Below are 23,258 nucleotides of genomic sequence, written 5' to 3' on the forward strand. Positions count from 1 at the left end.
GTCAGGTCTTGCCCGGCTTTGCCGTTGGCGGAGCAAAAAACAGCATCTCCACCTGATTGATCAGCGCCGGACCGAAGGCGTCGCCGCCGACTTGCGGCGCGATCAACTGCATCAGGACGGGCGAGCCGGGCGGCGGATGCAACGCGTGCACGAGCAGGCAGAAGTACATGGCCGGATGCTCGGCACGCACCACGCCCGCTTCCATCCCCTGCACGATCAGCGGCTCCATGCAATCGTAGACGGGCATCACCAACTGGCGGTGCAGCGTTGCGCCGCGCTCGCCGGTTTCCGCCGCGTGCTGCGCAATGAACTGCTTGTGCTCGGGGTGATTCAGCGCATGCGCGCCGATGATGGCAATGGCGTCTTTCAGCCGGTCGGTCACCGGGCGCGACGTATCGAGCGAGAGTGCCCGCATGCGCTCGGCAGGGTCGGCTAGGGCGGCTTCGAGCGTATCCACGCACGCGCGCCACAACTGTTCCTTCGAACCGAAATGCACGCGCACGAGGCTGGCGTCGACCTTCGCCGCTCGGGCAATGCCGCGCAGATTTGCGCCGTCGTAGCCGAGTTGGGAAAAGGCCTCAATGGCGGCGGCAAGCAGCGCCGCGCGGCCATCGGGCAAGTGTTTGGGGCGTCGGCCCCGCGTAATGGGTGTGGCAGTCATCGTCTCGCAACGTCTTGCGACGTGCGTGCCGGACCCTTGGCTTCGTCCACCGTACCCGCCTTTGCCCCGTCCACCGTGGCCGGTGAAGTGGGGGTTTTGGCGGTGTCGGCCGTTGGCTCGGGGGGCACGCCCATCGCATAAAACAGGAGCGCAGTATCCGACAAACGCGCGCCGGTTGCACGCACTGTCGTCATGTAGGCGTTCCAGTACTGCTGCTCCCGTGCCCGTGCGGCGGACGTGGGCAACGCCCCCAGACGCACCCGGGCCGCCGTGTCGCGGTACACCTGCTCGGCCGCCGCACTCGCATTGTCGGCGTGCAGCAGCGACGTGTTGTCCGCTTCGAGCGACGCGAGCGTATCGGCCACATTTTTGAACGCCGTGAGCACCGTCTGCTTGTACTGATCGACCGCCGCCGCATACGTGGCCTGTGCCGCACGTCGTTGGGCGAGCAGCGCGCCGCCGTGGAAGAGCGGTTGGGTGAGCGACCCGGCGATGCTCCACAGCGACCCTGCATTAGACATCACCGTCGGCCAGTTGAAGCCGCCTTTTCCCATCGATGCCGTGAGCGTCAGGCTCGGGAACATCTGCGCGGTGGCCACGCCGACTTCCGCCGACGCCGCTTTGAGCGCCATTTCCGCCGCCTGAATATCGGGCCGCGTTTGCAACAACGTCGACGGCACCGCCACCGGCAATTGTTGCGGGACGCGCAATTCGCCTAACGGCAAGTCGTCTGGCGCCTGATCTGGCGTGCGCCCCAACAGCACGGCCAGCGCGTGGCGGGTGGACTGCCATTGCGCGCGCAAGCCCGGCAGGGACGCGGCGAGCGACTCCGCATTCTGGGCGGAGGAGAGCGCGTCCGAGCGCGACACGGCCCCAAGTGCTTCACGGCGTGCCATTTCATTGGCGTCAGCTTGGGCAAGATCGACCAGACGCTCAGTCGCCTTGACTTGCGCGCCGAGCACCGATGCGCCGATGGCCCCCGACACGATGTTGGCCGCCAACGCCTGACGCGACGCTTCGAGCTGGAACGCCTGCTGATCGACTTGTGCCGCCAGCGAAGCGTTCGCGAAGCGCGACGCGCCAAAGAAGTCGAACGTATAACGCGCCTGAATCTGCCCCACGAACATGTTGTAGAGCGCCGTGGGCGGACCGAACGTCGGAATGCCGAGGTTGCGCTCGCGCGCCGCCTCGCCGCCGATATCGATGGACGGGAACAGCGACGAGCCGATCTGTGCCTTCAATTGCTCTCGGGCCGCTTGCAGCGCATGATCGGCGGCCGACAGGTTCGGGCTGTTGCGCAAGCCTTCGTCCACCAGCGCGTCGAGCTTGTCTGAACGGTACGCGTGCCACCACGCCTTGACCGGCGCGGCCCCCACGTCGAACTGTTGCGACGCGCCTTGCGCGATAACCGTGCGCTCGGGCAAGGCGTTCGTGCCGTAATGCGCGGGCGAGGGCATCGCGGGCGGTTTGTCGCTCGGGGCGAACGAGCAGGCACCGAGCCACAGCGGCAGCAGCGCGGCGAGGGGCGCATGGCGACGCAGTGCGCGGCGCAGCAATGAGCGCGCAGGTGGGCGCACAAGAGGGCGCGAGTGAATGCGCGGGGTCATGGGCGGTCTCCTTGCGGAATGCCGTTGTCGTGCCCACCGGCGGACGGCGCGGACGGGCCACTCGATCCATCGGTTCCCTTCGGGGCATGCGAGGCTCGCTCGTCATGGCGCACGCGGAACGCCGTGGCATACAACGCCGGCAGGAAAAACACGGTCAGCACGGTGGCGCTGGTAATGCCGCCCATCAGGGCAGTCGCCATCGGGCCGAAGAAGTTACTGCGCAGCAGCGGGATGAGCGCGAGCACAGCGGCAGCAGCGGTGAGCGTAATCGGCCGGAATCGTCGCACCGTGGCGCTGACGATGGCATCGAACCGAGGGTGACCGGACGCTACGTCTTGCTCGATCTGGTCGACCAGAATCACCGAGTTGCGCATGATGATCCCGAACATCGCAATCACCCCCAACATGGCGACAAACCCGAACGGCTTACCGAAGAGCAGCAGCGTTGCCACCACACCGATCATGCCGAGCGGGGCCGTGAGCACCACCAGCATGGTGCGCGCGAAACTCTGAAGCTGAATCATCAGCAGCGTGAGCACCGCAATGATCATGATCGGCATCTGCGCCATGATCGACGACTGGCCCTTGCCCGACTCTTCCACCGAACCGCCGATCTCGATGCGGTAACCCACCGGCAGCGCTTTACGAATGTCGGCCAGCTTCTTGTAGACAGCTTCCGTCACGTCGATGCCTTGCTTACCAGCCCGCACATCCGAGCGGACGGTGATCGTCGGCTGGCGATCGCGCTCCCAGATCACGCCGTATTCCAGATCGTCGACCACATGACCGAGGGTGGCGAGCGGCACCGGCCCGTTGGGCGTCGGCATCGCCATCGTGGCGAGCTTGGCCGGGTCGACGCGTTCGTTCTTCGGCGCGCGCAGCGTGATCGATATCAACTTGTCGCGCTCGCGATACTGGCTCATGTCATAGCCGGTGAGCGTCATCGCGATGAAGTTCGAGATGTCTGCCGAACTCACGCCCAGTGCCCGCGCCTTTTGCTGATCGACTTCGAAGCGCACCGAGCGTTGCGATGGCTCGTCCCAGTCGAACTGCACATCGACCGTGTCGCCGTTGGCGCGCATCACGTCCGCCACTTGCTCGGAGATTTTGCGCACCGTGCCAATGTCGTCGCCGCTCACACGGAATTGCACCGGAAAGCCGACCGGCGGCCCGTTTTCCAGGCGCGACAAACGCGTGCGCACGCCCGGCATGGCCTCACGCAGCTTCGGTTCGAGCCACTGGGCCAGCGCTTCGCGGTCTTCCACCGATTTCGCCGTGACGACCAATTGCGCGAAGTTCGGCGTCGGCAATTGCTGATCGAGCGGCAGGTAGAAGCGGGGCGCGCCAGTGCCCACAAAACTCACCGTATGGTCAATCTCCTTGCGGCCTTCGAGAATCTTCTCGAGACGCTCGGTTTCGCGCAGCGTGGCCTGATACGACGCCCCTTCCTGCAAGCGCAGATCGACCATCAGTTCAGGCCGGTCGGAACTCGGGAAAAACTGCTGTGGAATCAGCGAGAAGCCCGCCATCGCAATCAGGAACAGCACCACGGTGATGACGAGCACGACGATCTTGCGCTCGATACACCATGTCAGCCAGCCGCGCAGGCGGTTGTAGAACTTCGTGTCGTAGACCTCGTGCTCGTGATCGTCGCCGTGGTGCGCTTCCCGTTTGCGCTCGGGCAGCATCTTGTAGCCGAGCAGGGGAATGAGCACCACCGCAGCAAGCCACGATGCCAGCAGCGCAATGGCCGACACTTCGAAGATCGAGCGCGTGTATTCGCCGGTGCTCGACTTCGCCAGCGCAATCGGCAGGAAGCCGGAGACCGTGACGAGCGTGCCGGTCAGCATCGGGAACGCGGTGCTGGTGTACGCGAACGCGGCAGCGCGCTTGCGATTCCAGCCCTGCGCGAGCTTCACCGCCATCATTTCGACGGCAATGATGGCGTCGTCCACCAGTAGGCCGAGCGCGAGAATCAGCGTGCCGAGCGACACCTTGTGCAAGCCGATGTCGAAGATGTACATGAACAGCGACGTGACGGCGAGCACGACCGGAATCGAAATCACTACCACCATGCCGGTGCGGAACCCGAGCGACACCAGACTCACGATCAACACGATGGCCACGGCTTCGGCCACCGCTTCGAGAAAGTCGTCGACCGAGTGCGATACCGACTGCGACATGCTCGCCACTTCGGTGAGCTTGAGCCCCGAGGGCAACTGCGCGCGCAACTCGCCCATCGTGTTCGCCAGCGCTTTGCCAAGGTGAACGACGTCTTGCCCCTTCTGCATGGTGATGCCGATACCCAGCACGGGTTTGCCTGCAAAGCGCATTTCCGTGACAGGCGGGTCGACGTAACCGCGCTTGATCGTGGCGATATCGCCCAGCCGGAACGTGCGGTTGTTCACCCGGATGAGCGTATCGGCCAGTTCGTTCACATTGCGGAACTGTCCGCTCGGGCGCACCACCACGCGATCGTTGGGCGCTTCAATCGTGCCCGCAGGCGAGACGGCATTCTGACCATTGACCGCTTCAGCGATCTGATTCGGCGAAATACCCAGGCGCGTGAGTTGCGTGTTGCTGATTTCGACGTAAATGCGCTGGTCTTGATCGCCGAAGTAATCGACTTTGGACACACCGGGCACGCGCAGCAGCACCGTGCGCAGCGCGTCGGCGTAGTCGCGCAATTGGGCAGGGCCGAAGCCGTCGCCTTCGAGCGTGAAGATATGGGTGTAGACGTCGCCGAACTCGTCGTTGAAGAACGGTCCCTGCACGCCGGGGGGCAGCGTGTAGGCGATGTCTCCCACCTTTTTGCGCACCTGATACCACTCTTCAGGCACCTCGCTCGCGGGCGCGGAGTCTTTCATCGAGAAGAACAGCAGCGACTCGCCGGGGCGCGAATAGCTGCGCTGGAAGTCGATGGACGGCATCTCCTGCAACTTGCGGGCGATGCGGTCGGTGACCTGCTCCTGCACCTGCTTGGCGGTGGCACCAGGCCAGAAGGTGCGGATCACCATCACGCGGAAGGTGAACGGGGGGTCTTCGGACTGCGCGAGGCGCGAGTAGGCAAGAATGCCGAAGATCGTCGCCATGGCGATGAGGAACACCACGAGCGCGCGGTGTCGCAGCGCCCACGCGGAGAGGTTGAAGCTGCCTTCCTCGTGGCGATAGTCTTGCGGCTCGGCGGGTGGTGCGGTGTCTGGCGTCTGGGGCACGGGCGGCTTCCCGTCCTGCGCGCTCATGACGCGAAGTCCTCAGGGTGCAGAGGAGCGATGACGCGGACCTTTTCGCCAGCGGTCACCGTGTGCACGCCTTGCCACACGATGCGCTCGCCCGGCTGAATGCCCCCGGCCACGGTTACGGTGCGCTCGCCGTAGCGGGCGACCTTCACGCGGCGCAAGACTAGCGTGTCGTCTTGCTTGACCACCCAGACGGCCGGTTGATTGCCATCGTGGAAAAGGGCCGTCGACGGCAGGGTAATGGCGGGGCCGGCAGCGATCGCGGCGCTTGTGCCATTTGTGCTGGCCGGATCGTTCGCGGCGGCGGCGGCGGCAACGGCAGCGCTGGCGGGGCTGGTAGGGGCCGGTGCGGCGGCAACCGGCGCGGACGCCGCCGTGGGCACCGCAATGGTGCCCGGCAGCGGTTGGGCAAAGGCCACGTTGGCCGTCATGCCCAGCTTCACGTCCGGGCCGGGCGAGAGCAGCGAGAGTTTCGCGCGATAGGTGCGGCTTTGCGGATCGGCTGCCGGGGCCACTTCGCGCACCTTCGCCTGCCATGTCTTGCCGGGCACGGCGGGCAACGAGACAGTCGCCATCTGGCCGATACGGAACGCACCGAGCGCCACTTCGGGCACATCGGCAACCACATCGACGTCGCCCGTCCACGCGAGTTGATACACCGGCTGTCCGGCGCTCACGTTCTGTCCGGTGTCGGCCTGCTCGGCGGTAATCACGCCATCGCGGTCGGCCTTCAGGCTGCCGTAACTCAACTGGTCGCCCGCCAACGCGGCTTGTTGCGTGGCTTGATTGCGCTGGGCGAGGGCGCTGGCGTACGCGTTCTCCGACTGCTCCAGCTGTGCCGGGGCGATCAAACTTTCTTTCGCTTGCGCGCGGTCGCGGGTGACGGTCTGCGTCGCGTAATCGAGTTGGTGCTGGGCGGCGTCGAGTTGCGCGCGCGCACTGGCAGCATTCTTCGATAAATCGGCCGGATCGAGCCGCGCGACCACCTGACCGGCCTTCACCGCATCGCCCAACCGTACCGAGCGGTCAATGATCTTACCGGCCACGCGAAACGACAGCGGCGTGGCGTAACGGGCTTCGATCTGAGCGGGGAGCGAGGCAATCGGCGTCTGGTCGGCGGTTTTCGCCGCCATGGCGACCACCGGACGGGGCGGCGGCTCGGGCGGGGCTTTGCGCGAACACGCCGCGAGGGCGGCGACAGCAATGGCCGTGGTGGTAAGCGCCAGCGAGAACCGGCGGCGACGTGAAGCGTTGGCAGGCAAGGAAGGCAACATGCGCGCGAGACTCACAAGATGGGGAATCCGGGAAGGTCCGAATTAAATCTACGGGCGATGATATATGGATTGCGCACGTGCCGCAACGGGCGTTGATGTCCCCTGTGACTATCGATAGGGAGCACCCATTGGGAATGTTGACCGGGGCCGGTGAATGCCTTACCGGCGAATTATTTTGGAGTACGATCACTAAGGCGCGGTCACTCATCGTATGCAAAAATTCGTGCGATGGCGAGCCGCCGCAATGCCCCCAAGAGGGCCCCGGTTCGGGACAAATTGTCACAATCGAGGAACGTTGTCACACACGTTGAGTCGCACTCGAGCCAGTTGCAACGACTGGTGACGTCACGAGAAGCGACGGTCCGGCGAAATCGAAAGACCGGCACGCCAAGAGGCCGGCAGCATCGCTCGCGGTGGTAGGCGAACTTGAGCGAGGTCAAGCACAGGGCACGCGCAGGCGTCGAATGCGCCAGCGGGTCGGGCTTTCCGACTATGCTGAATGTATCCGAAGTTTAACGATCGACAACGTTAACGTGAGACGGATAGCTATGACTAAACGAATTGCATTGGTCACAGGCGGTATGGGCGGATTGGGTGAAGCGATCAGCCTGCGTCTGGCAGACGCCGGATACCGCGTGGCCGTGACCTGTTCTCCCCAGAATCACGATTGCGAAGGCTGGGTTTCCCGCATGCGCGAGATAGGCCGGGAGTTCGAGGCTTATCGCGTCGACGTGGCCGATTACGCGTCTTGCGAGGCTTGCGTGAAAGCGGTGGAGTCCGATACCGGCCCGGTGGACATTCTCATCAATAACGCGGGAATCACGCGTGACAGCACGATGCGCAAGATGACGCCGGAAGATTGGCAATCGGTATTGCGCACCGATCTGGACAGCGTATTCAACATGACGAGGCCGCTCTTTAGCGGCATGGTCGCGCGCGGCTGGGGCCGCATCGTCAATATTTCATCGGTCAATGGCAGTCGCGGCGCGTTTGGTCAGGCGAACTACGCGGCGGCCAAAGCGGGCATGCATGGCTTTACGAAGTCGCTGGCGCTCGAAGTGGCGAAGTCGGGCGTGACGGTCAACACGGTGTCGCCCGGTTATCTCGCCACGAAGATGGTCACCGCGGTGCCGCAAGACGTGCTCGAAGCGCGCATCCTGCCGCAGATTCCGGTGGGCCGTCTCGGGCGTCCCGATGAAGTGGCGGCGCTGGTCGCCTTTCTCGTGTCTGACGACGCGGGCTTCATTACCGGCAGCAATCTGGCAATCAACGGCGGTATGCACATGGAGTGAGTGGCGAACTCGCCATGGTCGCGCTCACAGGTGTTTTATTCAGGAGAGTGAAGATGTCCAAGGAAACGAATCCGGCATTGGCATTGGTCAAACTCAGCACGGCAAGTGCGCTGGGGGCTTACGGCATCATGCTCGAAGCCGCGCAGCGCATGCACCAATTGCAGGCACAGCGCGATACCGAGTTGCTCAAGGCGCATTCCGATGCGGCCAAGTCGCTCGGTGGCGCGCAAGATTTCAATGCGCTGTTCACCGCGCAACTGCAATTGCTCAACGGCCAGCTTGCGCAGCAAAACGAGTTTTGGCGCGAATGGCTGGCAGTGTGTGCGAATAACCAGATGCTGTGGGCGGAGCATTGCCGCACTACCGGCGAAGAGTTGCAGCACGGCATGGCTGGTGCGATGACGTTGCCGGATCTGATTGGCGCGGGCACTGCCGCTGGCGAGGCCGCGAAGGCCGCAGAAGCGCCTCTACAGAAGTGGTTCCAGGCATTCAACGAAGCCACGCAGGGCACCATGGACGCGTGGCGCCGCATGTCGGCGGAAGCCCAGCAGGCGACCGAGGCAGCCGTCTCGAGTCAGTCGCCGCTCAATGGGCGTGTGCCACCGAAGCGCGGCGGCCACGCTCACCGTTCGAGCACGTAAGTTCCTGGCGCGTCGCCAAGATCGCGCTCCGGCGGCCAGGGCGCGGCGACTTGCTCGCCGCTGCCCTGGCCGCCCTGCGCCAGCAACCAGGCCTGCCAGGCGGGCCACCACGAACTATCCATCGCGGGCGTGCCCGCCACCCAATCCTCCGGATCCCGATAGCCTGAACCTTTGGCGCGCGTTGCCTTTCCGACGTGTCGCGCACCGCTGCGCAGCGATTAGCGCGCCCCAGCAGGCGCCAAGGGCGTCGAATTGTTGCCGGGGGTGGAAGAGGGTGCGATCGAGGGTGTGACCGGCGGCACGACGGGCTTGCGCGCCTGCCAGCTTGCCCGTCGGAACGGATGCTCGCGACCCGACAGGTTCAGCGCGATATGGGTAATCCAGCGCTGCGTCGGTACGCGCTCGCCGTGCAGCCACATCACGAGGATGAAGAGACTCGCGGCCATCGGCAGCGTCTTGAGATTCGGGGGCTCGTCGTTGCGTGTGAGCCAGGCGAACGCTGCACAGACGGCGAAGCCCACGGCACAGCCTGCCACCGCTTCGGACACCGAGTGCGCCGAGAGCGCCACGCGCGACACCCCGACGGCCACACTGCCGACGCTGGCGAGCATCATGCCGAGCGCGCGCCATGGCCACGCCACGCGGCGCAGCAACAGCCACGCGATCATGGGATAGACGGTGGAGGCAAGCATCGTGTGGCCGCTCACGCCGGTGAAGTCCAGCTCTCGCACGCCGAGCCCCCAGCCGAGAAACATGACTTTGGTGATGGCAACGAGCAGGGCGGCACCGCCGAAGAGCGCCACCCAGATGAAGGTCGTACGCCACGCGCGCGCCGCGAGCAGCCAGACGGTGAGGGCGGCTGCCGCAGGCACGGTCACTGCGGCACTACCGAAATTGGTGATGGTGATCCAGAAGTTCGACATGACTACCAAAAAGCGGCCCGAGAGCAGGGGGCCTCGGGCGAAAACATTATCTTACGCGTGACGCTGCGCTCGGACCACAGTGCTGCCGTCAACGGCCGCATGCTTCGCGTCCGACCCGGGGTGTTCGGAATCGTTCGGAATCATTCGGACTTTCGCTGCCGATGACTTTGTCGATGGCTTTGCCGATTGTCAGGCCACGCAAGTTGCCAAGGTTACGACGACCATCGAAAGGCGCGTCGTAACCTGACGGATCTGATGGGTTTTAGTGCATTCGCGGCCATAGTACGATGGCCGCGGATGTGGCCCCCCGACACGTCGAATCTGGAGACTTCATGGTGTTCAACCCGACGGGCAAGATGCCATTGCCCGTGCCCCCCGAGCGCGCGCTGCCGCAGCGCGGTCGCAACGACGGGATCGACCTGCTTCGCGGCCTGTCCATTCTGTTTGTCGTCGTGCATCACCTCGCGCTCAGGTTCCGCCTGCCGCTGGGGCCGAGCCTGCTGGGCGACATCCTGCCGAAACGAATCATCGACGGCCTGAGCTTCAATGGGTACGAGGCGGTCTTCGTGTTTTTCGTCATCTCCGGCTTCGTGATTACGCGCCGGTCGCTCGAGCGCTACGGCTCGCTCGACGCGTTTCGCTGGCGCAATTTCTATGCGCTACGCGCGGTGCGAATCTTTCCGCTGCTGCTGCTCTTGCTCGCGATACTGGCCGTGATGCATTGGCTCGCCGTGCCCGGTTTCGTCATCAACAAACCGGGGCAGACGCTGGGCGGCGCGCTGCTCTCGGCGCTCACCATGACACTGAACTGGTACGAAGGCCGCACCAATTGGCTGCCCGGCGCGTGGGACGTGCTGTGGTCGCTATCGATCGAAGAGTGTTTCTATCTGGCGTTCCCGCTGTTTTGCCTGGCCGTGCGGGGGCCGTGGCGTGTGATGGCGTTGATCGTGCTGGCGCTCTCGCTGCCGTGGACACGCGCGGCATTACAAGGCAACGAGATTTGGCAGGAGAAGGCGTACCTGCCCGGCATGGCGGCGATTGCGTGGGGCGTGTTGACGGCACTGTTCGTGCAGCGCGTGACGTTGCCGCGCCAGTTGGCGCGTGGGGTCGGCGCGGCGGCGGTGATCGGGTTGCTCGCCGTCGTATTCTTCGGCGACGTGTTGGGGCGGTGGCTGCACGATTTCATCATGCTGCTGCTTTGCGCGAGCGCCGCGTGCTGGCTTGCCGCGGCACACGGTTCATGCCGCACCGTGCCACGCGGGTTTCGCTGGCTGACGGCGATGGGCCGCTGGAGCTATGAGATTTATTTGAGCCACATGTTCGTGGTGCTGGCCGTCACGCCGGCGTATCTCGCGCTCTCGGGCGGCGACATGCGCTGGACGTTCCTCGTCTATGTGCCCGTCGTGGCCGTCTGCACCGTCCTTGGCGCGGCGTTGCACCGCTATGTGAGCGGTCCTGCTGCGCGCCGTTTCCTCGGGCAATCCCCGAGGCGGGTGGCTTCATATTCGCAATGAAGCGGGCCAATGGTACATTTTCGGTTTCCGCATTTTTGATGAACAGGAAACGCAGTGACCCAACCCGTTGCCAACGTCATGCCTGAGAGCGCCACGCTGCTGGAGATCGTACGTGCGCAGACCGAGATCGCCAAGCTGGGCCTCGATTTGGGAGGTGTGATGTCGTTCGTGGCCGAACGTGTGCAGCACCTGACACAGGCCAACGGTGCCGTCGTCGAGTTGGCGGAAGGCGACGACATGGTGTACCGCGCCGCGTCGGGCGTGGCTGCCAATCTGCTGGGCATGCGGTTGTCTCGCGACGGCTCGCTCTCTGGGCAATGCGTGAAGACGGGCAGCATTCTGCGCTGTGACGACTCGGAGACAGACGCCCGCGTCGATCGCGAGGCGTGCCGTCGCGTCGGGCTACGCTCGATGATCGTCACGCCGCTGCGGCATCTCGACACCACCGTCGGGGTGTTGAAGGTTTTCGCGCCCACGCCGAGTGCGTTTCCCGATGCCGATGTACGAACGCTCGAACTCATGAGCGAGCTCATCGCCGCCGCCATGTTTCACGCAGCGCGCTACGAGACGAGTCAGCTCTATCTACAAGCCACGCATGACGCGCTCACGGGGTTGCCCAACCGTGCGCTGTTCTACGACCGACTGCGTCAGGCGATTCATCTGGCGTTGCGTTCGTCGCAGCGGCTCGGCATTTTCAATATCGACATGGATGGGCTCAAGCCGATCAACGATCGGTACGGTCATCGCGCGGGCGATGCGGCGATTCGCACGGCCGCTGAACGCATGCATGCCGCAGCGCGTCGCTCCGATACGGTGGCTCGCGTCGGTGGCGACGAGTTCGGGATGATCTTGCCGGGTCTGCACTCGCGCGAGGACGCCGAAGCTCATCGGCAGCGTCTGACGCAAAAAGTCGGCGCGCCGTTCGAATTCGAAGGCAACGCCCTCGAACTCGGCGTGAGCGTGGGCATTGCCATCCTGCCGGACGACGGCACGGAGATGACGCAACTGATGGATCGCGCCGACGAGGCGATGTACGCCGTCAAACGCACACGCCCCACGACGCGAGGCTAATTCAGTCACTCATCGCGCGCGAATTGTCCCAAAACCTCACGAAAGGCACGCAAGTTGCGTGCCGTTTGTGCTTTTTCCCATCTTTTTGCGTCGATAGGCCTCGTAGACTGCGTTGCTCTTGATCTGGTAACGCACGCTATGTATTTACGACCGCTTTGTCGTTTGGCCGCGGGCTTTGGGTTATGCGCATCGCTCCCGTTGCCGGGTGTTGCGATGGCGAGTGCAGGCGACATTCCCGCGATGCCGTGGCATCAACGGCTCACGGCGCTGGCGGCGGCGTCGGCGCCGCCGCACACCTCCGCACCCACTTTGCCGCACCGGGCGACGCTCGCCTGCCACAAGGCGATGTCCATGTTCTTCGCACCGCAGGCGTTCGCCACCGGCCATCAACGGGGCGGGGCGGCGGCGTCGTTCCAAAAGGCGCAAGCATCTTCAGCAGGCAAACAGTTCACGATGCCGGTGTCGTACGTCCGGGTGTCGTCGGCGTTCGGTTACCGGCGTCATCCGGTGCGGGGCGTTTGGCATGGCCACGCGGGTGTCGATCTGGTGGCCCCGACGGGCACCCCCGTGAATGCGGCGGCGCAGGGCGTGGTGTCGTTCGTGGGCTTCGATCGTCGTGGCTACGGGCGCTACGTCGTCATCAAACATCGCTACGACAGCGAGACCATCTACGGTCACCTGTCGTCCACGGTGAGCGACCTTCGCGTCGGGACGGCCGTCAACGCGGGCCAACGCATCGGGGCGGTGGGCAGCACGGGTATGGCGACGGGGCCGCATCTGCATTTCGAGCTGCGCCGTCATGGCCGGTCGGTCGACCCGATGCCGTTGTTGCGCGAGGCCGTGGCCGACGAGCAAGACCATATGCCGCTGCGTCCGAATGGGGGCTGTCTGGAAGTCGGGTTTGGCCAGACGCCGGTACCTCACAGACACGGTTTGCATGGCCCACACCACGCAGGCGCCGCAGCGTTGCTGCCCGGCGTGCCAGTGACGCCGGAGCGCCCCGGGCGGCCCCATGGCGGGGCCCGATTCTTCGATGAAGGATTTTCGGGAATAAATCGACGCGTCAACCCGTAATACAAGTACCGGTGCTTGCGAACGTTCGTCGCCGTGACGGACGCGCCCCGGCCAGTATTGCGAGGGAGGTGCGTCATGGGCGGTCGAACGACGGACGAAGCAAAGCACGGGGGCGGCAGCGGTGAGGTGCCGGAACTATCGGCGCAGTACCGCTCGGAGGGCGAGAGCACGCCAATTGATGCGCGGCCGGATGCGGCGCACGCCGAGGCGGCACCCGGCACATCGGGCATGTCTCGACGCCGCGCGATGGCGTGTCTCGCGTGGGCGGGCGCGGGCATTCTGTGGACACTCGACGGCGGCGTGCCGCGAGGCGTGTCATTCGGAACGCAGGCGCAGGCGGCAACAACGGCCCCATCGGGTAACGCGTTGTCGTTCGTGCAAATCAGCGACAGCCACATCGGCTTCAATAAAGCCCCCAATCCTGACCCCGCATCGACGCTGCAATCGGCGATCGATCGCATTCGCAACGCGCCGCAGCGCCCCGCGTTCATGCTGCACACGGGCGATGTAAGCCATCTTTCGCGCCCCGCAGAATTCGACACGGCGCAGCAAATCGTGACCGGTGCTGGTCTCGAGACCCACTATGTGCCGGGCGAGCACGACGTCATCGGCGACGACGGCCGCGCCTTCTTCGCGCGCTTTTCCCCCGATACCAAGGGCCTTGGCTGGTACAGCTTCGATCAAAACGGCGTGCACTTCGTCGCGCTCGTGAACGTGCTCAACCTGAAAGCGGGCGGCATGGGGTATCTGGGCGACACCCAGTTGGCGTGGCTCGCCGACGATCTCAAAGCGCGCTCGCGCAGCACCCCGATTGTTGTCTTCACCCATATGCCGTTGTGGACCGTCTATCCCGCGTGGGGCTGGGGCACCGACGACGGCGACCGCGCGTTGGCGCTGCTGCGCCCGTTCGGCTCGGTGACCGTACTCAACGGGCACATCCATCAGGTATTGCAGAAGGTCGAGGGCAACGTGCGTTTGCAGACGGCGATGTCCACGGCGTTTCCGCAGCCCGCACCGGGCGACGGACCGGGGCCGGGGCCGAAGCAGGTCGACCCGTCGCAGTTGCGTCAGACGTTGGGTATCCGCCGCGTGGACTTTACTGCGCTCGACGGCACGCCGCTGCTGGCCGATACGACGCTGGCGTCGTGAGATGCCCAGCCGACCGATTCAGGAGAGACATCATGCCTTTGCCATCTCATGCCGTCCGCCGTTTTTGCGCGGGCCTCGTCACCGTTTGTGCTGTCGTCGGCATGCCCGCGAGTCCCGCATTCTCGGCGGGCAGCACGGGGGCGAGCGCCGAGCCCAATACCGTGCGCATCGATAACTTCACCTTTGCACCGGCGACGCTGACGGTTGCCGTCGGCACCAAGGTGACGTGGGTCAATCACGATAACGAGCCGCATACGGTGACCAGTCAGTCGAACCCTCGCGAGTTCGCGTCCAGCGCGCTCGATACCGGAGACACCTTCGTGCGCACTTTCGATAAGCCGGGCACTTACGCGTACTACTGCGCGATTCATCCGCACATGACCGGCACCATCGTTGTGAAATGAACGGCGCACGCGCGAACACGATCGAACCCGGTGGCCGGTGCGAGCCAGACAGGATTCGAAGATGCGCGCGCGCGCAAGTGTGTTTCAATGGGCGTCATCAACGCGATTCATCCGATGCAGCAGTTTGCCAATGCGGCTAACCCGGGCACGTCGATCATGACGCGCGTGCCCGCCTTCGGGAGACCCCGGTGAGCGACGCTCCGCACTCCGATTCCGACCCGTCAGCCCCGCCATTCGTCCCTGATGCGACGCTCGCGGGACGATTCGAGGTGTTGGCATTGCCGCATCTCGACGCGGCGTACAACCTTGCCCGTTGGCTCTCGGGCAGTGCGAGCGACGCCGACGACATCGTGCAGGAGGCGTATCTGCGCGCGTTGCGGTTCTTCGACGGTTTTCGCGGCGAGAACGCACGTGCATGGTTGCTGGCCATCGTGCGCAACACATGGCTCACCGAATGGCGGCGGCGCTCCGATGCAGCGGACGGCACGCCGTTCGACGAGACGCTGCATGGTCTGCACGGCGACACCCGCCTGCCGGGATGGGACGACGCCAGTGGCACCGACCCGGAGTTGCTGGCCGTGCGGCGCGATGAGTGCGCGATGGTGCGCGACGCGCTGGCCACATTGCCGGTCGTGTTTCGCGAGGTACTCGTGTTGCGAGAGATGGAGGATATGAGTTACCGGGAGATCGAAACCATTGTCGGCGTACCGGCCGGCACCGTGATGTCGCGGCTTGCGCGCGGTCGGCAGATGCTTGCCGCTGCCGTGCGCGCGAAGCAGGATGCCGGACGCACGTCGGTGCCAACGTCGACGGCACAGGTCACACGTCTGCCTCTGGGCGGCAATCCACGCGGAGGACGCGATGAACAAGCCTGACGATCCCAAGCATCCCAACGATCCCCAACAACCTGATCGTGACGCGGATTCGCCACGTGCCGCCGCGCCTACCAGCGTCACGCCGACGGCATCTACGTCGACCGGCGCGCCAGTCGCACCGACGGCCGCAGATACCACGCTCGGCAAGGTGTTGCGCGACGGTTCGCTGCGGCACGATGCGCCTGCCTCGCTGCGTGCGCGCATTCAGGCCGACCTAGCGCATGCGGAACAACGCGCCGGTGGGCACACGCCGTCACAGTCTTCACAGGCCCCACAGACCACACAGCCCCCGCAGACTTCACAGCCGCGTGCGAAGCCAGTGCGCGCGAAAGAAACTTCATCCGACGCTGGGTGGGGTTCGCGGCTTGCGCCCTGGTTTTTCGGCGGCGCAGGCGGGGCGATTCTCGGCGGCATGGCGGTGGCAATGGCACTGCTTGTCGCGCGTCCGCCTGCACCGCCGGAGACGGCTAGTGTGCAGGCGACGACGGGATTGCAACCACAGGAGATTGTCGCGAGTCACGTGCGTGCGTTGCTCTCGCAACATCCGATTGATGTGATCTCCACCGATCAGCACACCGTCAAGCCGTGGTTCAACGGCCGCCTCGATTACGCGCCGCCGGTGGTGGATCTCGCCGCAAAGGGCTTCCCGCTTGCGGGCGGCCGACTCGACTACGTGGGCGGCCGTACGGTCGGCGTGCTCGTTTATCACACCGACAAGCATCCCATCGATCTGTACGTTTTCCCGTCGCGCGATAAGGCGTCGACGGCGCCGAGCCTGACGGGCGTGGATGGTTACACCATTGCGCGCTGGCGTCGCGACGGCATGACGTACTGGGCGATTACCGACGCCGAGGCCTCGCACTTGCGCGTGTTCGTGGAGGCAATGCAAGCCGCGACCTGATATCGTGACGACCTGTTCTCTGTGTTCCTGAGGGAGTGAGTCATGACGCAAGTGCCGTCGTCTAACGCGCCAGTGAATCCGGCGTGGCAAGCCTCGCAGTACGTAAAGTTCGAAGATGAGCGCACGCGCCCGGTGCGCGACCTCGTTGCTGCCATTCCTAATGCCGAAGCGGGCAAAGTGGTCGATATCGGCTGCGGCCCTGGCAATTCGACCGAAGTGCTGGCAGCGCGCTATCCCACGGCCGATGTGCTGGGCCTCGACAGTTCGCAAGACATGGTCGATGCCGCGCGCAAACGTCTGCCGCAATTTCGCTTCGATGTGGCGGATATCGCGGGCTGGGAGGACGGCCCGTTCGACGTAATTCTCGCCAATGCCGTGCTGCAATGGTTGCCCGATCACGAGACGCTGTATCCGCATCTGATCGAGCGCTTGGCGCCGGGCGGCTCGCTCGCGGTGCAAACCCCTGACAACCTCGACGAACCGGCGCACCGACTGATGCGTGAAGTGGCCGCCGACGGCCCGTGGGCGGCAACGTTGAAGGGTGTAGAGCGCACGGCGCGTCACGGGGCGTCGTTCTATTACCCACTGCTCAAGGCCACGTGTTCGCGCGTCGATGTGTGGCGCACGACTTACCATCACCCGCTCGCGGGCGGGGCACCGGCGGTGGTGGAGTGGTTCAAGGGAAGTGCGTTGCGTCCGTTTCTGGCCAAGCTCGACGATGCCTCGCGCGAAGCGTTTCTTGCGCGCTACACCGACGAGATTGCGAAGGCTTATCCGGCGCTGGCCGACGGTACGGTGCTACTGCCGTTCCCGCGGCTCTTCGTCGTGGCCACGCGCTGATCGATCCAACGTGCCGTGCATGCGGCACCGGCAACGGCCAGCAGCATCGGTGCAAGAAAGTCTTGATTCACGTGAGTGAATTCAAGCGCGAGCACCACGGCCGTGATCGGCATGCGCATCGAGACGGCGAGAAATGCGGTGGCACCGACGAGTGCCGCCGCGCCCAGCGGCACGGTCATCGCGTCGGGCAATGCGCCATTCCACACCCCGCACAACACCACGGCGAGCAACGCACCGTTGGCGAGCCCCGGCGTGAGTAAGCCACCGGCGGCACCGGCACGCAGGCTGCTCCATGTGAAAAACACCCGCAGCGCAAGCAATGCAAACGCGAGCGCAATCGTGAGTTCGCCATTGAACGCCAGCCCTGCGGGGCCTTTGCCGTTACCCGGTAACTGCGGATACCACGCAATCACCAAACCCAAGACCATGAAGTTCGCCAGCGCGAATACCGGCAGACGCCAATCGCGCGGTGCGTTTGCGCGCGCTTGTTCGGTGAGGCGTGCGTAGCCCCAAGCGGCCACGCCGACGAGTGGGCCGCAGACGAGCGCCCAGCCGATGAGCGGTGCGCTGACGTCGAAGACGGGAATGGTGTACTGCTGTTCGGCACCCATGCCGATCCATGCGACGGCGGCGGCGATGGCCGACGTAGCGAAGGCGGGCAACACCGCGCGCCACGCAAACGTGCCGAGCAGCACTTCGAGCACGAAGATCGCGCCGCCGAGCGGCACGTTGTAGACGGCGGCCAAACCAGCACCTGCGCCGCAAGCGACCATCAGACGGCATTGTTCCGGCGTGAGGTTGGCGCGGCGAGCCAACTGGTCACCGATGAGCGAGCCGAGCTCACGCGGAGCGACTTCGCGCCCGAGTGGCGAGCCGAGCGCGACGGTCACGATTTGCAGGAGCGCGTGCGCGAGCGTGCTGCCGACTGGCATGGCACGTCCGCGCGAGACGGCGTCCTTGATCGAGACGAGCTTGGCACCGAAGCGATATACGGCGAACCAGCCGAGCCCGGCGATGACACCGCACAGCGTGAGCACGGCAAAACGCCGTTCGGGCGAAGCTTCGGCCACGCCGCTAAGAAAGCTTTGCGCACCGAACACGGTGTCGGTGGCATAACCGAACGCAAAGTGCTGAACGATATGGAGCAGGGCCGCGAGCAGGGTACCGGCGACACCGGCGCCGACGCCGGTCAGCAGGGTGACGACGGCAAGCGTGACAATCGACGGCGCAACGGCCTGAGGTGAGCGTTCTGCGACCCAGTCAGCGGCCGAAGACGGCGTGTGGACGGGCTGTTGGGGGACTTGCTTCGAATTCATGATGCTGCGGTTTCCACTCGGAGATCAGGGAATACCCGGAGTGTATGGCGCGGCGCAGCATAAGAGAAATGAATGTTGCGTTGTAATTTATGAATATTTCGTATGTATGTTCGTCACGCGGGTTTGCCGCCGCGCCGTCCAGCAGTGAGGCTGCTGGACGGCGCGGCGAGGCCGTGAGTCAAAACCCGAGGGCCTGAGGGGGTTACGAGACCTTCTTGATCGGCGGCAGGTATTTCCCCAGCGTCTTTGGATCGCGTGCTTGCGGTTGGGGGAGATAAATGCGGTAGTTCAAGCGAAAGAGACCGCTGGGCGGCGACGGCAGCCAGTTGCTTTCCTTTCCTGCGGGCGCCGTGTGTTGAATATAAATATCGAGCGATCCATCGTCGTTTTTCTTTAACCCGGGCGTTCGATCCCCGATGGAAAACCGATTGATCGGGTTCTTGACGAGTTGGAAGTTCGACCCATACATCGTGATCGACCAGAAGCCATTGTCGGCAACGGGCGGCAGCTCATCCTTGTTGAAATGCAGTACGTAGCGATTCTTGCCGTCGAGCAATTGCGCGTCGCCTGATTCGTAGGTGCTGAAGTACTCGGCTTCTTCACGGTCGTGAACAAAGAGCCCCTCCAGTGCACCGGCAGCGCGATCAAAGTAATCGACGCCGTAACTTCCGGGGCGAAGATTGTTCCAGCGCGTTGGGTACGGCGTGCCTCTGAATTTCACCTTCCATTTCATGATCTTGGGGCCATCGACGGCGGCACGGGCGAGTCCGGCTTTCATTGGCGCGCTTAACTGATCGACTTGAAGCGGCTGACCGACTTCGATGCCACCACGGTGCAGCAGGACGACAGCCGCGGCGTCTTCCTTCGCGGGCGGGTTCTCGATCAGGAGATCGGCCAACGTCTGATAAAACGCCAGATTTCCCGAATACACGGTGCGCGTCTTCGGCGTGGGCACATCGGCCATGCCGTGCTTAGATGGGTCGCCCCAGTTTTTCAACGAGGTTAGCGAGAACTGCTCTTGAAGCGCGTTGACCTTTTTGAGGTCGCTGGCATCCCCGGGGAGCACGCCGATGCGAATCGCGAACATGATTTCGTTCGTTGGCATGCGATGCTCGACCACCCCCGCCGGAAGGGTTCCCTTCCAATCCGGGCCGACGAATGCGTGATTGCCGCCCTTACCGCCGGTGGCCCGTGTGCCGATGTAGAACGTGTTGTTCGTATAGGCGTCCGCCACTTCGACCGACCAATATCGATCGCTGATGTCGGGTGCAGTGAGAATAACGGGGCCGTCTCGCAGGTCCAGTAGCGACCCGCTGTACACGGTGTCGTTGTTGGGCGTGTAGGGCATGACGTCGTCGGCGGTGGCGAGCGTCTTCATATGCCCAATCTGATTGAGGGGGGCAGCGGGTGCCACCTTCTTAGCCTTTTCTAGCGCCGCAGGATTCAGCCGCAGTGCCCGCTCGCGCTCATAAATGGTGAGAGGCAGGCCAAATACATAATTCTGAATGCCGACCGAATAGGCCCATGCCTCTTCGGATTGCGCGTCCGTTTTGCGAATATCGGCGTCGCTAGCAGAGGTAGTGGCGCGCTTCTGTTCGCCGAAGGCAGGCGTGCCTACGCTGGCGTAGCCCAAGACCAATGCGCAGCAAACAAGAGACAATCTCGTCCGGTTCTTCATCTCTAGATCCCTCGAAGAGGTAATGCAGCCAGTTCACCCTGCGGCACGGTGCATCGACGTCTTGCCGCGCATCGATTCGATGTCGGATCGGTCTAGTTTTGTATAGAACCCGGTGTTCCACCATTGAGGTTTCGGGCAAACCAGGTTGCCCGGAAGGGCAATCTGGTTTGCCCGTTCATCCCGGCGGGTGAGGGGGCAGGTTAAATACCGGGGAGGTGTTTCGCCCCATGATACGATTTGCCCAAATCAAAGAAAGTGGGGGCCTGCAACGGGCGCCCCTATTCAAATCGCGGGTTCGGGGGAGTTCGCAAGAATGTTCGATTGGTTAAAGAAGAAAAAGAATAATTCGTCGGATTCGACGAGTGTGTCGACGGCCTTAGCTAAGCGCCAACAAGCAGAAATCAACGCGCTATATGAAGAAGGGAATTCGCTGATCGCACGCGCAGAGCTGATGCCCGCATTCGAGCGATTCTCCCAGGCGCTGGCTCTAGTCCCACAGCCCAGAGAAGAGTGCGATATGACCGTGCGCATTCTTGCGGGGTTGGGCGACGTCTATTTCTACTCCAAGAGTTTCCAGCAATGCCTCGAGGTAATGAGTGATGCCATGCATTGCGTGGGCGGCATCGGCAATCCATTTCTGCACTTACGCCTCGGGCAATGCCAGTTCGAGCTCGGAAATTTGGATCGCGCGGCCGACGAGCTGGCGCGCGCCTATATGGGCGCAGGAAAAGAAATTTTCGCTGACGACGATCCGAAGTACTTCGATTTTCTGAAGACACGATTGCACCCACCGGCAGACGGGAATTGGTGAGCAGACATCGCCCAAATGGCATACTCACGGCAGTCCGCAGTCCAAAGCATCTAAAAATAGAATGGATCAAGAAGCTCGCAGCATCATCGGGGTAGATTTAGGTACGACGAACAGTCTCGTGGCCATCTGGCGTAACGGTCGCGCAGAGCTCATTCCCAATGCGTTGGGCAGTGTGCTTACGCCGTCGTGCGTGAGCGTGCTTGCCGACGACAGCATCATCGTCGGCGCCGCAGCCCGCGACCGTCTGGAGTCGCATCCCAAGGCCACGGCCGCCGTGTTCAAGCGCTACATGGGCACGCCGCGCACGACGCAGCTTGGCTCGCGGACGTTTCGGCCGGAGGAACTCTCGGCATTCGTGCTCAAGTCGCTCAAGGCCGATGCCGAAGCGCATCTCGGCCACCCCGTAACGGACGCCGTGATCACGGTGCCTGCCTACTTCAGCGACGCCCAGCGCAAGGCGACCCGCGCCGCGGCAGAACTCGCCGGTTTGAACGTGGCGGGCCTGCTCAATGAGCCGACCGCCGCAGCGCTTGCCTACGGCCTGCACGACAAAGACGAAACCAGTTTCCTTGTGTTCGACCTCGGCGGCGGCACGTTCGACGTGTCGGTGCTGGAGTTGTTCGAGGGGATCATGGAAGTCCGAGCGACGGCGGGCGACAATCTGCTCGGTGGCGAAGACTTCGTCGATGCGCTGCTGTTCGCCTTTGGCAATGCCAGCGGTCTGATCGAGAGTCTCAAGGCGACCGAACCGGCCAAGTACGAGAAGTCGCTCGAAATGTGGCCCGAAACGCTGATCGCAGAATTGCGGCCGCAGGCGGAGCGTGTCAAGCGCGCGCTCACGGACAACGCAAGTGCCGCGATGCAATGCGAGTGGCAGGGCCGTGTGTATCAGTGGACCGTCACGCAAGAGGCCTTCGCCGAACATTGCGAATACCTGTTGGAGCGATTGCGAGGGCCGGTGGAGATGGCATTGCGCGATGCGCGTATCCGACCGTCGGCGTTGGACGCCGTCGTGCTGGCGGGTGGCGCCACGCGAATGCCGATGGTGCGCCGACTGGTCAGCCTAATGTTCGGCAGGTTCCCGAACGTCGACCTTGATCCGGACACCGTCGTTGCGCTGGGCGCTGCGGTGCAGGGCGGCCTCAAGGCGCGCGATGCGGCGTTGTCCGAGCGGGTCATGACGGACGTCGCACCTTACTCGATGGGGATCGAAACCGCCCTTGAGGTGACGCCGGGCCAGTTTTCCTCCGGGCATTACAGCCCGCTGATCGAGCGCAACACGACAGTACCGGCGAGCTATGCGAAAACGCTGGTGCCGTTGCATGACGATCAACGCGAAATCGAACTGCGGGTGTATCAGGGCGAAGCGCGGCACGTCGCGCACAACATTTTGCTCGGCAAACTTCGTATCGACTTACCCAAGGGTTCAACGCGGGAGAGTGGGAAGGTCGAGGTGCGTTTTACGTACGACGTGAATGGCATTCTCGAGGTTGAAGCCAAGCTGCTTGCCACGGGGAAGATGCACAGTTTGGTCATCGAAGAGAACCCTGGCGTCATGACGCCCGAGGAGATTCGCGAGCGCCTTGAGGCGCTGTCGCGCATCAAGGTGCATCCGCGCGATCAGACCGAGAATCAGGCGCTGATCTCGCGAGGGGAGCGCCTTTACCTCCAGGCCCGCGGCGATCTGCGCAATGCCATCGACACTGCGCTCACACAGTTCCAGTCCACGCTAGAGGCGCAGGACGAATCGCGCATTCGCGAGATGCGGCCGCAGATCGCTGGCTTCTTTGATCGCATCGACCAGGACACCTGGCGATAACGCTTGTTTTGATGACGTCGCACGCCCGCCTGATGGGCGCGCGCGTCATCCCTCCGTTCGACGCCCCGACGCTCCTTAACGACATGAATCGACCAATCACCTTTTCAGAGTGGTGGCAGGTATTGCAGATTGCGCAGACGGACGACGTCAAGCAGATTCGCCGCGCCTA

At 63.7% G+C, this 23,258-nt stretch carries 19 protein-coding genes; 12 read left to right on the forward strand and 7 right to left on the reverse strand.

Translation table 11 applies throughout. The annotated features are described in order from the left end of the window. Position 1 precedes the first annotated feature (1 nt). From PPN31114_RS02245 to PPN31114_RS02260, 4 genes are read right to left on the reverse strand one after another with little or no spacing between them, the layout of a single operon-like run. Positions 2-661, reverse strand: coding sequence for a TetR/AcrR family transcriptional regulator (locus tag PPN31114_RS02245; protein WP_150677867.1), 660 nt, complete (start codon positions 659-661; stop codon positions 2-4). Further along, a complete protein-coding gene (locus tag PPN31114_RS02250) occupies positions 658-2,268 on the reverse strand; it encodes an efflux transporter outer membrane subunit (protein ID WP_150677868.1) in 1,611 nt (536 codons plus the stop codon). Before PPN31114_RS02250 ends, PPN31114_RS02245 begins: the two co-directional genes overlap by 4 nt. Then, positions 2,265-5,510: an efflux RND transporter permease subunit gene (locus PPN31114_RS02255; RefSeq protein ID WP_246182366.1), complete on the reverse strand. Its 3,246-nt coding sequence runs from the start codon at positions 5,508-5,510 to the stop codon at positions 2,265-2,267. Before PPN31114_RS02255 ends, PPN31114_RS02250 begins: the two co-directional genes overlap by 4 nt. Then, positions 5,507-6,781, reverse strand: coding sequence for an efflux RND transporter periplasmic adaptor subunit (locus PPN31114_RS02260; RefSeq protein ID WP_150677869.1), 1,275 nt, complete (start codon positions 6,779-6,781; stop codon positions 5,507-5,509). The genes PPN31114_RS02255 and PPN31114_RS02260 overlap by 4 nt, the downstream gene beginning before the upstream one ends. A gap of 548 nt (positions 6,782-7,329) precedes the next feature. On the opposite strand from PPN31114_RS02260, the gene phbB reads away from it, so the two are divergent. Both phbB and PPN31114_RS02270 read left to right on the forward strand, forming a co-directional pair. Next, on the forward strand, positions 7,330-8,073 hold the full coding sequence (phbB, locus tag PPN31114_RS02265; RefSeq protein WP_150677870.1) for an acetoacetyl-CoA reductase: 744 nt from the start codon (positions 7,330-7,332) through the stop codon (positions 8,071-8,073). 53 nt (positions 8,074-8,126) lie between these two features. Beyond that, positions 8,127-8,714, forward strand: coding sequence for a phasin family protein (locus PPN31114_RS02270; RefSeq protein WP_174987598.1), 588 nt, complete (start codon positions 8,127-8,129; stop codon positions 8,712-8,714). Positions 8,715-8,932: 218 nt separating this feature from the next. Here the strand turns inward: PPN31114_RS02270 and PPN31114_RS02275 are convergent, their stop codons facing one another. Beyond that, entirely contained in the window at positions 8,933-9,637 is a 705-nt protein-coding gene (locus PPN31114_RS02275) for a phosphatase PAP2 family protein (protein WP_150677872.1), read from the reverse strand. 332 nt (positions 9,638-9,969) lie between these two features. On the opposite strand from PPN31114_RS02275, the gene PPN31114_RS02280 reads away from it, so the two are divergent. The 8 genes from PPN31114_RS02280 (at position 9,970) to tam (ending at position 17,465) form a co-directional block, all read left to right on the forward strand. Continuing rightward, positions 9,970-11,151, forward strand: coding sequence for an acyltransferase family protein (locus PPN31114_RS02280; protein WP_217426907.1), 1,182 nt, complete (start codon positions 9,970-9,972; stop codon positions 11,149-11,151). A 78-nt stretch (positions 11,152-11,229) separates the two neighbouring features. Then, positions 11,230-12,222 (forward strand): sensor domain-containing diguanylate cyclase, encoded by a 993-nt coding sequence (locus PPN31114_RS02285; RefSeq protein ID WP_150679103.1) that lies wholly within the window; start codon positions 11,230-11,232, stop codon positions 12,220-12,222. Between the two features lie 213 nt (positions 12,223-12,435). Beyond that, on the forward strand, positions 12,436-13,296 hold the full coding sequence (locus tag PPN31114_RS02290) for a M23 family metallopeptidase (RefSeq protein ID WP_246182367.1): 861 nt from the start codon (positions 12,436-12,438) through the stop codon (positions 13,294-13,296). Between the two features lie 228 nt (positions 13,297-13,524). Next, the gene (locus tag PPN31114_RS02295) at positions 13,525-14,445 is read left to right on the forward strand and encodes a metallophosphoesterase family protein (protein ID WP_150679104.1); all 921 of its coding nucleotides are present in this window, start codon (positions 13,525-13,527) and stop codon (positions 14,443-14,445) included. 32 nt (positions 14,446-14,477) lie between these two features. Then, positions 14,478-14,849 carry a cupredoxin domain-containing protein gene (locus tag PPN31114_RS02300; RefSeq protein ID WP_150677874.1) on the forward strand — a complete coding sequence of 124 codons (372 nt, stop codon included), beginning with the start codon at positions 14,478-14,480 and terminating at the stop codon, positions 14,847-14,849. 188 nt (positions 14,850-15,037) lie between these two features. Continuing rightward, on the forward strand, positions 15,038-15,724 hold the full coding sequence (locus PPN31114_RS02305; RefSeq protein ID WP_150677875.1) for an RNA polymerase sigma factor: 687 nt from the start codon (positions 15,038-15,040) through the stop codon (positions 15,722-15,724). Next, positions 15,711-16,625, forward strand: coding sequence for an anti-sigma factor family protein (locus tag PPN31114_RS02310; RefSeq protein WP_246182368.1), 915 nt, complete (start codon positions 15,711-15,713; stop codon positions 16,623-16,625). Before PPN31114_RS02305 ends, PPN31114_RS02310 begins: the two co-directional genes overlap by 14 nt. Positions 16,626-16,667: 42 nt before the next feature. Next, the gene (gene tam / locus PPN31114_RS02315; protein WP_150677876.1) at positions 16,668-17,465 is read left to right on the forward strand and encodes a trans-aconitate 2-methyltransferase; all 798 of its coding nucleotides are present in this window, start codon (positions 16,668-16,670) and stop codon (positions 17,463-17,465) included. On the opposite strand, the gene PPN31114_RS02320 is transcribed toward tam, so the two are convergent. Together PPN31114_RS02320 and PPN31114_RS02325 are read right to left on the reverse strand one after the other, a co-directional pair. Next, entirely contained in the window at positions 17,396-18,781 is a 1,386-nt protein-coding gene (locus tag PPN31114_RS02320) for a chloride channel protein (RefSeq protein WP_150677877.1), read from the reverse strand. The genes tam and PPN31114_RS02320 overlap by 70 nt on opposite strands. Positions 18,782-18,983: 202 nt before the next feature. Beyond that, positions 18,984-20,414, reverse strand: coding sequence for a DUF1254 domain-containing protein (locus PPN31114_RS02325; RefSeq protein ID WP_174987601.1), 1,431 nt, complete (start codon positions 20,412-20,414; stop codon positions 18,984-18,986). Positions 20,415-20,772: 358 nt separating this feature from the next. Between PPN31114_RS02325 and PPN31114_RS02330 the strand changes: the two genes are divergently transcribed. Together PPN31114_RS02330 and PPN31114_RS02335 are read left to right on the forward strand one after the other, a co-directional pair. Continuing rightward, a complete protein-coding gene (locus PPN31114_RS02330; RefSeq protein ID WP_217426908.1) occupies positions 20,773-21,270 on the forward strand; it encodes a tetratricopeptide repeat protein in 498 nt (165 codons plus the stop codon). Positions 21,271-21,331: 61 nt separating this feature from the next. Then, positions 21,332-23,089: an Hsp70 family protein gene (locus PPN31114_RS02335; RefSeq protein ID WP_150677879.1), complete on the forward strand. Its 1,758-nt coding sequence runs from the start codon at positions 21,332-21,334 to the stop codon at positions 23,087-23,089. Positions 23,090-23,258: the final 169 nt, after the last annotated feature.

The organism is Pandoraea pneumonica (assembly GCF_902459645.1).
Classification (GTDB): Bacteria; Pseudomonadota; Gammaproteobacteria; order Burkholderiales; family Burkholderiaceae; genus Pandoraea; species Pandoraea pneumonica.